The 14,910-nt window shown below is 66.2% G+C and carries 13 protein-coding genes and 1 tRNA gene; 12 read left to right on the top strand and 2 right to left on the bottom strand.

What is annotated here, in order from left to right:
• Positions 1–178: 178 nt before the first annotated feature.
• The 3 genes from G3N93_RS19970 to G3N93_RS19960 all read left to right on the top strand — a co-directional run bounded on the left by G3N93_RS19970 (position 179) and on the right by G3N93_RS19960 (position 4,725).
• The gene (locus tag G3N93_RS19970) at positions 179–2,488 is read left to right on the top strand and encodes a DNA translocase FtsK (protein WP_174941414.1); all 2,310 of its coding nucleotides are present in this window, start codon (positions 179–181) and stop codon (positions 2,486–2,488) included.
• A gap of 46 nt (positions 2,489–2,534) precedes the next feature.
• Entirely contained in the window at positions 2,535–3,224 is a 690-nt protein-coding gene (gene lolA / locus G3N93_RS19965; protein ID WP_105817564.1) for an outer membrane lipoprotein chaperone LolA, read from the top strand.
• A gap of 190 nt (positions 3,225–3,414) precedes the next feature.
• The gene (locus G3N93_RS19960; RefSeq protein WP_089445121.1) at positions 3,415–4,725 is read left to right on the top strand and encodes a replication-associated recombination protein A; all 1,311 of its coding nucleotides are present in this window, start codon (positions 3,415–3,417) and stop codon (positions 4,723–4,725) included.
• 45 nt (positions 4,726–4,770) lie between these two features.
• Here the strand turns inward: G3N93_RS19960 and G3N93_RS19955 are convergent, their stop codons facing one another.
• Positions 4,771–5,037: a DUF2164 domain-containing protein gene (locus G3N93_RS19955; RefSeq protein WP_011351259.1), complete on the bottom strand. Its 267-nt coding sequence runs from the start codon at positions 5,035–5,037 to the stop codon at positions 4,771–4,773.
• A gap of 262 nt (positions 5,038–5,299) precedes the next feature.
• On the opposite strand from G3N93_RS19955, the gene serS reads away from it, so the two are divergent.
• The 4 genes from serS (at position 5,300) to G3N93_RS19935 (ending at position 9,662) form a co-directional block, all read left to right on the top strand.
• On the top strand, positions 5,300–6,601 hold the full coding sequence (gene serS, locus G3N93_RS19950; protein ID WP_174941410.1) for a serine--tRNA ligase: 1,302 nt from the start codon (positions 5,300–5,302) through the stop codon (positions 6,599–6,601).
• Positions 6,602–6,737: 136 nt separating this feature from the next.
• Positions 6,738–6,828, top strand: a tRNA-Ser gene (locus tag G3N93_RS19945).
• Between the two features lie 201 nt (positions 6,829–7,029).
• A complete protein-coding gene (locus tag G3N93_RS19940; protein WP_241026615.1) occupies positions 7,030–7,983 on the top strand; it encodes a phosphatase PAP2 family protein in 954 nt (317 codons plus the stop codon).
• A gap of 143 nt (positions 7,984–8,126) precedes the next feature.
• Positions 8,127–9,662: a methyl-accepting chemotaxis protein gene (locus tag G3N93_RS19935; protein ID WP_206133775.1), complete on the top strand. Its 1,536-nt coding sequence runs from the start codon at positions 8,127–8,129 to the stop codon at positions 9,660–9,662.
• A 101-nt stretch (positions 9,663–9,763) separates the two neighbouring features.
• Here the strand turns inward: G3N93_RS19935 and G3N93_RS19930 are convergent, their stop codons facing one another.
• Positions 9,764–10,924 (bottom strand): alkane 1-monooxygenase, encoded by a 1,161-nt coding sequence (locus G3N93_RS19930; RefSeq protein ID WP_174941406.1) that lies wholly within the window; start codon positions 10,922–10,924, stop codon positions 9,764–9,766.
• 668 nt (positions 10,925–11,592) lie between these two features.
• Between G3N93_RS19930 and G3N93_RS19925 the strand changes: the two genes are divergently transcribed.
• The 5 genes from G3N93_RS19925 (at position 11,593) to G3N93_RS19905 (ending at position 14,752) form a co-directional block, all read left to right on the top strand.
• Positions 11,593–12,105 (top strand): GNAT family N-acetyltransferase, encoded by a 513-nt coding sequence (locus G3N93_RS19925; protein WP_174931175.1) that lies wholly within the window; start codon positions 11,593–11,595, stop codon positions 12,103–12,105.
• A gap of 169 nt (positions 12,106–12,274) precedes the next feature.
• Positions 12,275–13,048 (top strand): septum site-determining protein MinC, encoded by a 774-nt coding sequence (gene minC, locus G3N93_RS19920; RefSeq protein WP_174989682.1) that lies wholly within the window; start codon positions 12,275–12,277, stop codon positions 13,046–13,048.
• Positions 13,049–13,107: 59 nt separating this feature from the next.
• Positions 13,108–13,923 carry a septum site-determining protein MinD gene (gene minD, locus G3N93_RS19915; RefSeq protein ID WP_034182973.1) on the top strand — a complete coding sequence of 272 codons (816 nt, stop codon included), beginning with the start codon at positions 13,108–13,110 and terminating at the stop codon, positions 13,921–13,923.
• A 12-nt stretch (positions 13,924–13,935) separates the two neighbouring features.
• On the top strand, positions 13,936–14,190 hold the full coding sequence (minE, locus tag G3N93_RS19910) for a cell division topological specificity factor MinE (RefSeq protein WP_006486661.1): 255 nt from the start codon (positions 13,936–13,938) through the stop codon (positions 14,188–14,190).
• 160 nt (positions 14,191–14,350) lie between these two features.
• Complete coding sequence (locus tag G3N93_RS19905; RefSeq protein ID WP_174944738.1) at positions 14,351–14,752, top strand: YXWGXW repeat-containing protein; 402 nt, start codon at positions 14,351–14,353, stop codon at positions 14,750–14,752.
• Positions 14,753–14,910: the final 158 nt, after the last annotated feature.

Here is a 14,910-nt window from a genome sequence, read left to right as displayed (position 1 = left end):
CCCGACAGTGCGGGCCGGATCAGGGCGAAAGGGCTGCTGCGGCGCGCGTCCGCCGGGCCGGCGGTACCCCGGCCCCGTTATGTAACCGTCATTTACACTTGGCGGCCCGGTGCAGCGTTTACAATAAGCGGGATCGAACGACAGGCGGGCGCATGGCCCGTCCTCTTTATACGGATTCATGGCAAAAGCTCCTTATTCCGCCCAGGCACAGGCGTTGCCGCACCGGATGTCGAAGCTCCTCACGGAGATCCGCTGGATTCTCCAGGTCGCGCTCTGCGCATTTCTGGTGATGGCCCTGCTGAGCTACAGCCGGCGCGATCCGAGCTGGACGCACGCCGCCCAGGTGGACCACATCTCGAACTGGGCCGGCCGCGTCGGCGCCTGGACGGCCGACATCATCCTGCTGCTGTTCGGCCTGTCGGCCTACTGGCTGATCGTGCCGCTCGCGCGGCGCATCGCCGTCAACTACCGCCGCATCACGCGCCACGAGGCCGTCTCGGACGAACCCGAGCGGCCGATCGGCTGGCTCACTGAAATCCTTGCGTTCGTGCTCGTCGTGCTGGCATGCGACGGCATCGAGGCGCTGCGCATGTGGTCGCTGAAGGTGCAACTGCCGCGTGCGCCGGGCGGCGTCGTCGGCGAGGCCGTCGCGGGCGCGATGTCGCACGCGTTCGGTTTCACGGGCGGCACGCTGCTGTTGCTGATCGCGCTGGCGATCGGCCTGTCGCTGTATTTCCGCTTTTCGTGGCTGTCGGTCGCCGAACGTGTCGGCGGTGCGATCCTGTCCGCCGTCAACGTCGCGAAGCTGCGCCGCGAGGCCGAGCGCGACCGCAAGCTCGGCGAGGCCGCGGCCGTGCGCCGTGAAGGCAAGGTCGAAGAGGAGCGCGTGCGCATCGAGGATCACGAGCCCGTGACGATCGTGCCGCCGGTCGTCACGCCGGCGAAGTCCGAGCGCGTCGAGCGCGAGCGCCAGGTGCCGCTCTTCACCGACCTGCCGGGCGATTCGACGCTGCCGGCGGTATCGTTGCTCGATCCCGCACCGAAGGCGCAGGAGGCGATTTCCGCCGACACGCTCGAATTCACGTCGCGCCTGATCGAGAAGAAGCTGAAGGACTTCGGCGTCGAGGCGAGCGTCGTCGCCGCGTATCCGGGCCCGGTCGTCACGCGCTACGAGATCGAGCCGGCCACCGGCGTGAAGGGCAGCCAGATCGTCAACCTCGCGAAGGATCTCGCGCGCTCGCTGTCGCTCGTGTCGATCCGCGTCGTCGAGACGATTCCCGGCAAGAACTACATGGCGCTCGAGCTGCCGAACCAGCGCCGCCAGACGGTCCACCTGTCCGAGATCATCGGTTCCGAGGTGTACGCGGCAGCGTCGTCGGCGCTGACGCTGAGTCTCGGCAAGGACATCGGCGGCAAGCCGGTGTGCGCGGATCTCGCGAAGATGCCTCACCTGCTGGTGGCCGGCACGACCGGTTCGGGCAAGTCCGTCGGGATCAACGCGATGATCCTGTCGCTGCTGTATAAAGCGACCGCCGAGCAGGTGCGCCTGATCCTGATCGATCCGAAGATGCTCGAAATGAGCGTCTACGAAGGCATTCCGCACCTGCTGTGCCCGGTCGTCACCGACATGCGCCAGGCCGGCAACGCGCTGAACTGGACGGTCGCGGAGATGGAGCGCCGCTACAAGCTGATGAGCAAGCTCGGTGTGCGCAACCTCGCGGGCTACAACAACAAGATCGACGAGGCTGCGAAGCGCGAGGAGAAGCTGCCGAATCCGTTCAGCCTGACGCCGGAAGATCCGGAGCCGCTCGGTCGCCTGCCGAACATCGTCGTCGTGATCGACGAGCTGGCCGACCTGATGATGGTCGTCGGCAAGAAGGTCGAGGAACTGATTGCACGGATCGCGCAGAAGGCGCGCGCGGCCGGCATCCACCTGATCCTCGCGACGCAGCGTCCGTCGGTCGACGTGATCACGGGCCTCATCAAGGCCAACGTGCCGACCCGGATCGCGTTCCAGGTGTCGTCGAAGATCGACTCGCGCACGATTCTCGACCAGATGGGCGCCGAATCGCTGCTCGGGATGGGCGACATGCTGTACCTGGCGCCGGGTACCGGGCTGCCGGTGCGCGTGCACGGCGCGTTCGTCGCCGACGACGAAGTGCATCGCGTCGTCGAGAAGCTCAAGGAGCAGGGCGAGCCGAACTATATCGAAGGCCTGCTCGAAGGCGGCACGGCCGACGGCGACGAGGGCTCGGCCGGCGCGGGAACCGGCGAAGGCGGCGACGAGTCTGATCCGCTGTACGACCAGGCGGTCGAGATCGTCATCAAGAACCGCCGCGCGTCGATCTCGCTCGTGCAGCGCCACCTGCGGATCGGCTACAACCGCGCGGCGCGGCTGCTCGAGCAGATGGAGCAGTCGGGGCTCGTGTCGGCGATGTCGTCGAGCGGCAACCGCGAAATTCTTGTGCCGGCGCGCGACGCGGAATGAGTCCGCGGCGTTCGCAGCGCCGGCCATCCAGGGAGAAAACCGCAATATGCAGCAACATTCGTTCGCAATGTCCCTTCGTTCGACGCGGCGCTGGCTCGGCGCGGCGCTCGCCGGCGCCTCGCTGATGCTCGCGGCGACGCACGCGTTCGCGGGCGGCACCGAGCAACTGAAGGCGTTCGTGTCGCAGGTGCGTTCGGCGAAGGGCGACTTCACGCAGCAGATCGTCAAGGCGCCGGCGAAGGGCGCAAGCGCCGCGCAGGCCGTGCCGAAGCCCACCGACAACTCGAGCGGCACCTTCGTGTTCGCGCGCCCGGGCAAGTTCATCTGGACGTACCAGAAGCCGTACCAGCAGGTGCTGCAGGCCGACGGCGAGAAGCTCTACGTGTACGACCGCGACCTGAACCAGGTCACCGAGCGCAAGCTGAACGGCGCGCTGGGCGCGAGCCCGGCCGCGATCCTGTTCGGCAGCAACGATCTCGACAAGAACTACACGCTGCGCGATGCTGGCGAGAAGGGCGGCATCGAGTGGCTCGAGATGCTGCCGAAGGCGCAGGACACGCAGTTCCAGCGGATCGGCATCGGCTTCAAGAACGGCACGCTCGCCGCGATGGAACTGCACGACGTGTTCGGCAACGTCACGCTGCTGACCTTTACGAACATCCAGACGAATCCGCCGCTGAAGGGCGATACGTTCAAGTTCGTCGTGCCGAAGGGCGCCGACGTGATTACCGGCTGACCGGCGCCGCGCGCCGCTGTATTCCCGACGGGCCTGCCGGCGACGGCAGGCCCGTGTTGTTTCTGGGCGCGGGCACCGGGCGCGGGCACCGGGCGTGGGCACCAGGCGCGGCGGTGCTTTCGCGCCGCTGTCATAATGTCGGGTCCGGCGGCCGGTTCGGCCGCGACCGTTTGATGTGGAGCGAGGGTTCATGTCCGATCTGTTTCAAGTCGAGCCGCGCCGCCCGCTCGCCGAGGCGCTGCGGCCGAAGACGCTCGCCGAGGTGATCGGCCAGACGCATTTGCTGGGCGAAGGCAAGCCGCTGCGGCTCGCGTTCGAATCGGGCAAGCCGCATTCGATGATCCTGTGGGGGCCGCCCGGCGTCGGCAAGACGACGCTCGCGCGGCTTACCGCGCTCGCGTTCGACTGCGAGTTCATTGCGCTGTCCGCGGTGCTCGGCGGCGTGAAGGACATCCGCGAGTCGATGGAGCAGGCCAAGGACACGCTGAACCGCACCGGCCGCCACACGATCCTGTTCGTCGACGAAATCCACCGTTTCAACAAGGGACAGCAGGACGCGTTGCTGCCGTTCGTCGAGTCGGGGCTCGTGACCTTCATCGGCGCGACGACCGAGAACCCGAGCTTCGAGGTCAACTCGGCCTTGCTGTCACGTGCGCAGGTGTACGTGCTGAAGTCGCTGGACGACGACGAGATGCGCCAGTTGCTGAAGCGCGCGCAGGAAATCGCGCTCGACGGCCTGTCGTTCGACGACAAGGCGATCGATACGCTGGTCGGCTATGCGGACGGCGATGCGCGGCGATTCCTGAACCTGCTCGAGCAGGCGCAGACGGCGGCCACGTCGGCCGGCACCGCGACGATCGATGCCGAGTTCGTCAGCAGCGCGATGACGCTGAACGCCCGGCGCTTCGACAAGGGTGGCGACAACTTCTACGACCAGATCTCGGCGCTGCACAAGTCGGTGCGCGGTTCGAGCCCGGACGGCGCGCTGTACTGGTTCTGCCGGATGATCGACGGCGGCGCGGATCCAAAGTATCTCGCGCGGCGGATCGTGCGGATGGCGTGGGAAGACATCGGCCTCGCCGATCCGCGCGCGCTGCAGATGGCGAACGACGCGGCCGAAACCTACGAACGGCTCGGCTCGCCGGAAGGCGAACTCGCGCTCGGCCAGGCGGTGATCTATCTCGCGTGCGCGGCGAAGAGCAACGCGGGCTACAACGCGTTCAACCAGGCGATGGCGTTCGTGAAGCAGGACAAGTCGCGCGAGGTGCCCGTGCATCTGCGCAACGCGCCGACCAAGCTGATGAAGGAACTCGGCTACGGCCACGCTTACCGTTACGCGCACGACGAGCCGAATGCGTATGCGGCCGGCGAGACGTACCTGCCGGACGGGATGCGCGAGCCGCGCTGGTACAAGCCGGTGCCGCGCGGGCTCGAATCGAAGATCGCCGACAAGCTCGCATGGCTGCGCGAACTCGACCGCGAAGCCGGCAAGAAGGACTGACGGGAAGGCGCGCGGTGCAGTCCGGTCGGCGCCGTCGCGAACGCGTCAGCGCTTTCGGGCCGGCTGCTTCTTCCAGTAACCGAACGGCTCTTGATGGCACTCGATGTCGAGTTCGGTGACGCGCGCATGCAGGCTCTGCTGCGCATCGGCGATCGCGAGGTTGTAGATCGCGGGCGCGATCTCCTCGACGAAGAAGTGCAGCAGGGCGCCGGCCTGGATATTGCCGATCGGCTCGTCCATGTTCTCTGTGAAATAGCGTTGCAGCGACGCGATCGCGCGGTCGCGTACATCCTTGTCCAGTTCGATGGCCATCGGGTTCCTTGAGTAGCTGTGACGGGTGGCGGGTGCCTCGTGCGATGCGCTGCGGCAGGCTCACACGGGTGATTCGCGATCCGCGGCGCGTCGCTGCCGCGCGATTTCGCGGGCGCCGACGGGCGGACTGGCCATGCGATACTGCCACGGCCATCACACCACGGCATCGCCCGTTTGCAGCATTGTCCGTCCGGCCAGTGCCGTGGCGGCCCCGCGGTGCGTTAGAATTCCCGTCTTACACAACGATTCTCCAAGTCCTCCCATGCTCGACATCCAGTTGCTGCGCAAAGACCTCGACGGCGTCGCCCAGCGCCTCGCCGATCGCGGCTACACCCTCGACATCGCCGCGTTCTCCGCCCTCGAAGCGGAACGCCGCGCGATCCAGACCCGCACCGAAGAGCTCCAGGCCCGCCGCAACAGCCTGTCGAAGCAGATCGGCGCGATGAAGGGGAAGGGCGAGGACACGTCGGCCGTGATGGCCGAGGTCGGCGGGATCGGCGACGAAATGAAGGCGGGAGAAGCCAAGCTCGGCGAGATCCAGGCGCGCCTGTCCGACCTGATGCTGGGCATGCCGAACGTCGCGCATGAAAGCGTGCCGGTCGGCAAGGACGAAGCCGACAACGTCGAGGTGCGCCGCTGGGGCACGCCGCGCCAGTTCGATTTCGAGGTGAAGGATCACGTCGACGTCGGCACGCCGCTCGGCCTCGATTTCGAGACCGGCGCGAAGCTCGCCGGCGCGCGCTTCACGATGCTGCGCGGCTCGATCGCACGCCTGCACCGCGCGCTCGCGCAGTTCATGATCGACACGCACACGCAGCAGCACGGCTACACCGAAACGTATACGCCGTACATCGTGAATCCCGAGATCCTGTACGGCACGGGCCAGCTGCCGAAATTCGCGGACGACATGTTCCGCGTCGAGAAGGGCGGCGAGGAGAACAAGGTCACGCAATACCTGATCTCCACGTCGGAAATCTCGCTGACGAACACCGTGCGCGAGTCGATCGTCGACGCGTCCGCACTGCCGATCAAGCTGACCGCGCATTCCCCGTGCTTCCGCTCGGAAGCCGGGTCGTACGGCCGCGACACGCGCGGCATGATCCGCCAGCACCAGTTCGACAAGGTCGAGATGGTGCAGGTCGTCGCGCCGGAAGCGTCGTACGCGGCGCTCGACGAGATGGTCGGCCATGCGGAGGCGATCCTGCAGAAGCTCGGCCTGCCGTACCGCGTGATCACGCTGTGCACGGGCGACATGGGCTTCTCGGCCGCGAAGACGTTCGACCTCGAAGTGTGGCTGCCTGCGCAGAACACCTATCGCGAGATCTCGAGCTGCTCGAACACCGAAGCGTTCCAGGCGCGCCGGATGCAGGCGCGTTTCCGCAACGCGCAGGGCAAGCCCGAGCTCGTGCATACGCTGAACGGTTCGGGTCTGGCAGTCGGCCGCACGCTCGTCGCAGTGCTCGAGAACTACCAGAACGCGGACGGTTCGGTCACGGTGCCGGAAGTGCTGCGTCCGTACATGGGCGGCATCGAGCGCATCGACGCGCCGGCACGGGCGTCGTAAGCGCGCGTTCCGCCAAACGCTCAAAGGCCTCGCAAAAAAATTTGCAAAAAGGGCTTGTGAGGTTCGAAGAGATCGTTCTATAATCTTTTCTTTCGCGGAAACGACCAACCGCGAAATGCAGTAAAGCAGCAAGGAAGGAGAGGTGGCAGAGTGGTCGAATGTACCTGACTCGAAATCAGGCGTACGGTTTCCCCGTACCGTGGGTTCGAATCCCACCCTCTCCGCCAAAATACGAAGCCCCGTGATCCGGAAGGATCACGGGGTTTTTCGTTTTGGGTCCGCGGATTGTGTGTCGCGTCGCAAGCCATTGCAGTCGCAACAACTCGACCATCGACACATCGGACGTGCTGATACGATGCGACCCACTGGGTGCATGATCGTACCGCGTCCTCCATACCGCCGTGCTGAATGGCAAACACCGCGATCCCATGACGAACCGAGTGCCGAAAGTCCTGACGGGTATTGCGCTGCTGACTGCCGTTATTGCCCTCGTGGACATCCGCGGCGCGCATGGCATAGGCATGGCGTTGGTGCTCGGTCACGCGGCGTATTTCGCGGGGCTGGCAGGATGCGCGGCCGTCGCCGTGGCGGCGGCATTGATCGTGTTGTCGCGCACGTCGCGCTACCGCGAGCGCTCGCTCGCCTGGCGATGGCGAGAATGGGCGCTCGCGTTGCTTTGCATCGTGACGATCGCTGCCTTCAGCCAGGCGATCGTGGTACTCGACTACTTGTGCGTGGCGCTCGCGCCGCCGTCGATCGAAGCCGATCTCGTCCGGTTCGATGCGTTGCTCGGCTTTCACTGGCTCGACCTGTATCGCTGGGTGAGGGCACACGCCGTGTTGCAGAGCGTGCTGGCGTTCGCGTATCACGGCAGCATCGTGCAACTGATCGCCGTCCCGTTCATTCTCTCGACCGCACGGCGACATGACGACCTCGCCGAGTTCATGGCGCTGTTCGCATTCGCGTTGCTCGTCGTTGTTGTCGTCTCGACGCCGTTTCCCGCGCAAAGCGCATTCGTCCATTTCGGCATCGCCGATGCGAACACCGCGTCGACCGTGTCTCATTACGACCTGCTGCGCAGCGGGCAGCTTCGGCAGTTCAGCCTGTCCGAATCGCAGGGACTCGTGTCGCTGCCATCGTTCCACGTGATGCTGGCGCTGCTGTTCGCGTATGCGGTCCGACACGTCCGTTACGTGTTTCCCGCGTCGATCGTGCTGAATGCCGCGATGATCGTGTCGACGCCGACACAGGGCGGCCACTACCTGGCCGACGTGATCGCCGGGATCGTATTCGGCGTGCTGTCGATCGTTGTCGTGCGCCGCTGGATGGCGGGCCCGCGCAGGGCCGCGACCACCGGGGCGCGCGCGACGCATCCGACCTGACCGGGTTGGCGGCCGGCGTTTTCGCACGGCTCCGGTCTTTCCCGCTTTCTTCAGCTTTAAGCCCGCGCTTCCCGCGCCGTTAACACGAGGCGGCGGCCGGCGCCCGTGCCGGACCGCATCGTTCCCCGTCGATCCAAGGTCCCATGAAGCTGAGCTACAAGATTCCCCTCGCATTCGCCGTCGCGCTGCTGCTGATGTTCTGTGGCGCGCTGTACGGTATCCATATTCTCAATCGGTCGATCGATACGTTCGCCGAAGACGTGCAGACGAACGTCGGCGACGAACGGCTCGTGTCGGCCACGCTCGTACAGTTCAAGTTGCAAGTGCAGGAATGGAAGGACACGCTGTTGCGCGGCAAGCAGCCCGACAAGCTCGACCAGTACTGGCAGGCGTTCCAGACACGCGAGCGGACGGTCGATACGCTCGCCGCGCAGCTCGTTCACCAGTTGCCGCCCGGCGAGAGCCGCTCGCTCGTCGAGCAGTTCATGCGCGCGCACACGGCGATGGGCGAAGGTTACCGGCGCGGGTTCGACGCGTTCAAGGCTGCCGGCTTCGAGCCGTCGGCCGGCGATGCCGCCGTGGCGGGCGTGGATCGCGAACCGGCGGCGCTGCTGGAGCGGGCCGCGAAGTCGATCGCCGACGAGAGTGCCGCCGTGTCGGCGCAGGCGAGCCGCGACGCGCAGCACGCGACCACCGCGAGCCTCGTGCTGATGCTGGTCGTGCTCGGCGTCGCGATGGTCGGCGCGTTCCTGTTCAGCCGGGCCATCCTGCGTCCGCTCGACCGTGCGGTGGCGTGCGCGCAGGCCGTCGCCGAAGGCGACCTGACGCGCGACGTCGATGCGGCCGGCCGCGACGAGATCGCCGATCTGCTGCGCGCGTTGCAGACGATGCAGGCGAGCCTGTCCGGCGTCGTGCTCGAAGTGCGTACGCACGCCGAAGCCGTCGCGACGGCGAGCGCACAGATCGCATCGGGCAATCATGACCTGTCGGCGCGTACCGAGGCGCAGGCTGCGTCGCTCGAGGAGACGGCCGCCAGCATGACCGAACTCACGGGCATCGTCCGCCAGTCGGCCGAGCACGCGCAGCACGCGGCGCAGTTGGCGCACGACGCGTCGAACATCGCGGCGGCGGGCGGCGGCGTGATGACGGATGCCGTCGGCACGATGAACGGCATCGCCGACAGCTCCGCAAAGGTCGGCGAGATCATCGCGGTGATCGACGGCATCGCGTTCCAGACCAACATCCTCGCGCTGAACGCGGCAGTCGAGGCGGCCCGCGCCGGTGAACAGGGGCGCGGCTTCGCGGTCGTCGCGGCGGAAGTGCGGACGCTCGCGCAGCGCAGCGCCGCCGCCGCGAAGGAGATCAAGGGGCTCATCGAGCAGTCGACGAAGCGGGTCGACGAGGGCGCCGTGCTGATCGGCCGAGCGGGTGAATCGATTCACGAGATCGTTGGCGCGGTGCAGCGCGTCACGACGATCGTCGGCGAGATCTCGTCCGCGTCGCAGGAGCAGAGCGGCGGCATCCAGCAGGTGAATATCGCGGTGACGCAGATGGACGAAGCGACGCAGCGCAACGCGGCGCTCGTCGAGCAGGCCTCGGCCGCGACGCAGGCGCTGGCCGAGCAGGCGAGCGCACTGCGGCATGCGGTGGCCGTGTTCAGGCTGCCGGAAATGGCGTGACGGTTGCGCCGTCGCGCCGGATGGCGACGGAACCGGGGGCCGGCGCGGCGCCCGCTTTCAGCGGTGCGTCGGCGCCAGTCTCCCCCGGCCGTCCCCCGCGATCACGCTGCGGCCGGATATTGCGCGAGCACCCGGGCGCGAATCGACGGCTTGATGTTCGATTGCGCCATGTTGCCGCCGTAGTGCGCGACCACGCGCGGATTCATCACGCGATACCAGAGCGGCGGCACGTACGCAAACAGGATCATCGTCGCGTAGCCGGCCGGCAGTTGCGGCGCATCGTCGAAGTGGCGCAGCGCCTGGTACGAGCGCGTCGGATTCGCGTGATGGTCGGCGTGCCGCTGCAACTGGTACAGGAACAGGTTGGTGACGACGTGATTGCTGTTCCACGAGTGCTGCGGCGTGCAGCGTTCGTAGCGGCCGTTCGGCAGCTTGCGGCGGCCGAGCCCGTAATGCTCGACGTAGTTCACGACTTCGAGCAGCGACGCGCCATAGACGGCCTGGATCACGAGGAACGGAATCACGACCTTGCCGGCCATCGCGATCGCGATGCCCCACACGACGACGGTCATCGCCCACGCGTGCAGCACCTCGTTGCGCCAGGTCCACGGCGAGTGCCCGAGCCGTTCGAGGCGCGCCTTCTCCAGCCGCCACGCCGAGCGGATGCTGCCGGTCACGGTACGCGGCAGGAACGCCCAGAACGATTCGCCATAGCGCGCGCTCGCTGGATCCTCGGCCGTCGCGACGCGCACGTGGTGCCCGCGGTTGTGCTCGACGTAGAAGTGACCGTATGCGACCGGCGCGAGCGTGATCTTCGCGAGCCAGCGCTCGAAGCGGTTGGTCTTGTGCCCGAGTTCGTGCGCGGTATTGATCGAGATGCCCGTCGCGGCGCCGAGCGACAGCGCGAAGCCGATGTAGTCGTACCAGGCCAGCGCATGCGTGCCGACGATCCATACGCACGCGAAGAACGCGACGTATTCGACGAGGGTCGCGAGATAGACGATCAGCCGGTAGTAGCGCTCCCGTTCGAGGTGCGGCACGACGTCCTCGGGCGGGTTGTCGCGATCGTCGCCGATCAGCGTGTCGAGGATCGGGATCACGCCGAACGCGAACAGCGGGCCGAACCACCAGAACACGTGCAGGCCCGTCGACAGCGCGAGCTGGGCGGCGAGGATCGGCAGCGTGATCGTCAGCGCGCCGAGCAACCACAGGTAACGCTTGCCATCCGACCAGCTCGAAGCCGATCCGTCGGTCATTGCCATTGTCTCCCTCCTGCCGGCCGGCCCGAGGGCGGCCGCCTGTACGGCTGTTCGAATTCTCGTTGGTCCGCGACGCACGCGCGGTTGTGCCGGATCGTCACCCGGTTCTGCCTGTTATACGACCCACGCGCACGCTTGCCAAACTCCGGCACTAGGCGCGCGGCTCCAAACGGAGGGGCGCGTGTGGCGCAGGCAGGGAAGGGCCCGCGCAAGCTGATTGAAACATGCCGGGATCGCCGGATCGATCCACTCGGGCGGTTGAATTGTCAGATGGATGGCGCGCCATGACGTGTGCGGGTGTCGGTGCCGCCGGTCCGCAACAAATGTTGCGATGCAATATACGGCGGGCGCCAGCACCCGTGATACATGCTTTCGGGGTTACCAATCTTACGGATCATTACTGCTTCCGCGCTGAAATCCGCCGGGCCCGACGGGCAACTGCCGCATGTCGCAAGGCGACTGGCGCCATGCGTCGAACCAAGCCGCCGCAACCGTCTTTCGGTTGCATGCATCGACATCGCAATGCTGCACCTGCACACCAGCTGGCCGCACGGCTGCCGGCGGTGCATGCTGCCTTTCGATTCGCGCCGCCATTTGAAAATAACGATTTGACTCATGCCCCGCTTTCGGTTGAAGCTAATAGCTTGCTGTCCGAAGGGGGCTGTGCCTGCATGAGTTCGACCTTGACCGTTCGTCGTATCGTTGCCGATCAGGGCAGCGTGTATCGCGAACTCCGCGCCGCATCGCTGCGCGAGCCCTACGCGCCCGGCGAAGCGCCGGAGGCCGAATTGCTGAACGTCGAAACGGACGCAGCGTCGGCGATTGCCGCGCAGCGCGCCGTGTCCGACGAGTCGACGACTTTCCTGCTGTATACCGAAGGCCATCCGGCCGGCATGATCGGCGCGTATTTCGACAATACGCCCGATCGGCGCGCGTTCGTCAGCGAGCTGTGGGTGGCGCACGCGGTGCGTCATCTGCGCGGCGGCGTGCTGCTGCTGGAGACGGCCACCGCATGGCTCGCCGAGCGCGGCGCCCAGGACGTCTACGCCTGGATTGCCGATGCGAACCGCAACGCGATCCGCTTCTACGAGCGGGCGGGTTTCGGCAACACCGGCGAACACGCGCCGATCGCGCGGATGCCCGGTGCGATGAAATCGCTGTTCGTGTCGCAGACGAAGCACTGACGTGACATCAGAACGCGGGCCGCGCGGCGCGATGAAGATCCGGTCGCCCGCTTGCCTGCCCGCCTGCCGGTTGCGCGCCCGCCCGGGCCGCCGCCCCCCGGTTCCCCAAAAATAATGGCCGCGCGCGTGGACGCCTGTAAAATACGCAAAAAATTTTTGCAGAGTGTCCATGTCGCTTAAAAAATCGCCATTCTTCGAGCTGCGCAGCGGATCGGTCGATACGTTGCTGTTCACCGTGAAGACGACCGATCTCGATGCGTTGCGTACCGAACTGGTCAAGCGCTTCGAAGCGACTCCCGAGTTTTTCGCCGACGATGTCGTCGCGATCGACGTCCGCCGCCTGGCTGACGGCGAACGCGTCGCGCTGGCGGACATCCGCCAGATGCTGAACGACGTGCGGATGCGCCCGGTGGGCGTCGTCGCGCTGGCAACGCAGGGCTGGGCGGGGGAAGCCGGCCTGCCGTTGCTCGAGGCGCGCGATCGCCGCACGCCGGCCGCGAAGCACGCTGACGAAGCGGAGCCGGCGCCGGCGCCCGTCGTCGAAGCTGCCGCCGCTCCGGCAGCCGAACCGGCGCAGGAGCCCGCACCGACGCTGTTGCACGCGGGCGGCCAGACGCTTGTGATCGACCGGCCGTTGCGTTCGGGGCAGCAGATTTACGCGAAAGGAGACCTCGTGGTGCTCGCGCCGGTCAGTCACGGCGCGGAGATCATCGCGGAAGGCAATATCCACATCTACGCGCCGTTGCGCGGCCGCGCACTCGCGGGCGTGCACGGCAATCACGACGCGCGCATTTTCTGCACGTGTCTCGAGCCGGAACTGATTTCGATCGCGGGTATCTATCGAACAACCGAGAACCCGTTGCCTCCTGAAGTACTGGGCAAATCGGTGCAGATCCGGCTCGAAGAGGAAAAACTGATGATCGAACCGCTGCGCCTGACGTAATCCACGCGGTGCGCTCCGGAGCGATCGGCTCTCATTGACGAACACAGGGTATTGGGTAAATGGCAAAAATCATCGTGGTGACCTCGGGCAAGGGCGGCGTGGGCAAGACGACGACGAGCGCGAGCTTTGCGTCCGGTATCGCGCTGCGCGGCCACAAGACGGCCGTCATCGACTTCGACGTCGGCCTGCGCAACCTCGATCTCATCATGGGCTGCGAACGCCGCGTGGTGTACGACCTCGTGAACGTGATCCAGGGCGAAGCGAACCTGAACCAGGCGCTGATCAAGGACAAGAAGTGCGAGAACCTGTTCATCCTGCCGGCGTCGCAGACGCGCGACAAGGATGCGCTCACGCGTGACGGCGTCGAGAAGGTGCTGAACGACCTGGTCGCGATGGATTTCGAATACATCGTCTGCGATTCGCCGGCCGGTATCGAGGCAGGTGCGCTGCACGCGATGTACTTTGCGGATGAAGCGCTGATCGTCACGAACCCGGAAGTGTCGTCGGTGCGCGACTCGGACCGCATTCTCGGCATCCTGTCGTCGAAGACCAAGCGCGCGACCGAAGGCAAGGATCCGATCAAGGAACACCTGCTGATCACCCGCTACAGCCCGAAGCGCGTCAGCGAAGGCGAGATGCTGTCGCTCGAGGACATCAGCGAGATCCTGCGCATCAAGCTGATCGGCGTGGTGCCCGAGTCGGAAGCCGTGCTGCATGCATCGAACCAGGGTCTGCCGGCCGTGCATATCGACGGCACCGACGTTGCGGAAGCGTACAAGGACGTCGTCGCGCGTTTCCTCGGCGAAGACAAGCCGCTGCGCTTTACCGATTACCAGAAGCCGGGCCTGCTGCAGCGCCTCTTCGGCAGCAAGTAACGGAGGCCGTCCATGTCCATCCTTTCGTTTCTCCTCGGCGAGAAGAAGAAGTCCGCATCGGTCGCGAAGGAGCGCCTGCAGCTCATCATCGCGCACGAGCGCGTCGGCGGCCGGCCGCCGGCCGATTACCTGCCGGCGCTGCAGAAGGAGCTGGTCGCGGTCATTTCGAAGTACGTCCATATTTCGAACGATGACATCCGCGTGAGCCTCGAACGCCAGGACGATCTCGAAGTCCTCGAAGTGAAAATCGAGATCCCGCAAGCCTGACCGTTGCAGGTATCCCTCCGCACGGCGGCACTCGCCGCCGTGCGCGTCTTACGCCCTGTTGCACTTTCGGGCACGCCGTAACACGGTGTCTGTCGGCCGTTACCGCTCCTCCCGCATTGAACGAATACGCTCGCGTAACTTGTTCAACCAGGAGGTTGTGATGGCTGTCTCTACTGTTCAACGTCGTATCGTTTCGCTCGCCTTGATTGCCGCGAGCCTGTCAGCCGTCGTCGCGCCGCTTGCCGCGCATGCGGACGAGATTCTCGTCGGCACCCCCGTGATCGTGCCGCAGGGCCGCGTGGTCGTCGCCGAGCCGGTTGCCGTGCGCACCGAGGAAATCGTCGTCGTCGCGCCGAATGCGCCGCCGCCGGTGCGCTACGAGGTCGTGCCGGCCTCGCGCGTGGGCTACGTGTGGGATCGCGGCCACTGGCACTGGGAGCATGGCCGCTATGTGTGGATCGGCGGCCACTGGGAAGCCGAGCGCGTCGGCATGCAATGGGTGCCGGGCCATTGGGACCAGCGCGGTCCGAACTGGTTCTGGACCCGTGGCCACTGGGCGTGATGGAGGCGGACGATGAAAAGAACCGCAATCGCCATCGCGCTCGTCGCGATCACGCTGGCCGGATGCATCGTCGTGCCGGCCCGGCCCGTGTACTACCGGCCGGCCCCCGTCGTGATCTACTGAGCGTCGCGCGGGCCGGGCTGCGCCGGGCCGTTCGT

It is taken from the genome of Burkholderia sp. Se-20378, from assembly GCF_017104665.1.
GTDB classification, from domain to species: Bacteria; Pseudomonadota; Gammaproteobacteria; order Burkholderiales; family Burkholderiaceae; genus Burkholderia; species Burkholderia lata.
This window is presented reverse-complemented; position numbering and strand designations above follow the sequence as displayed.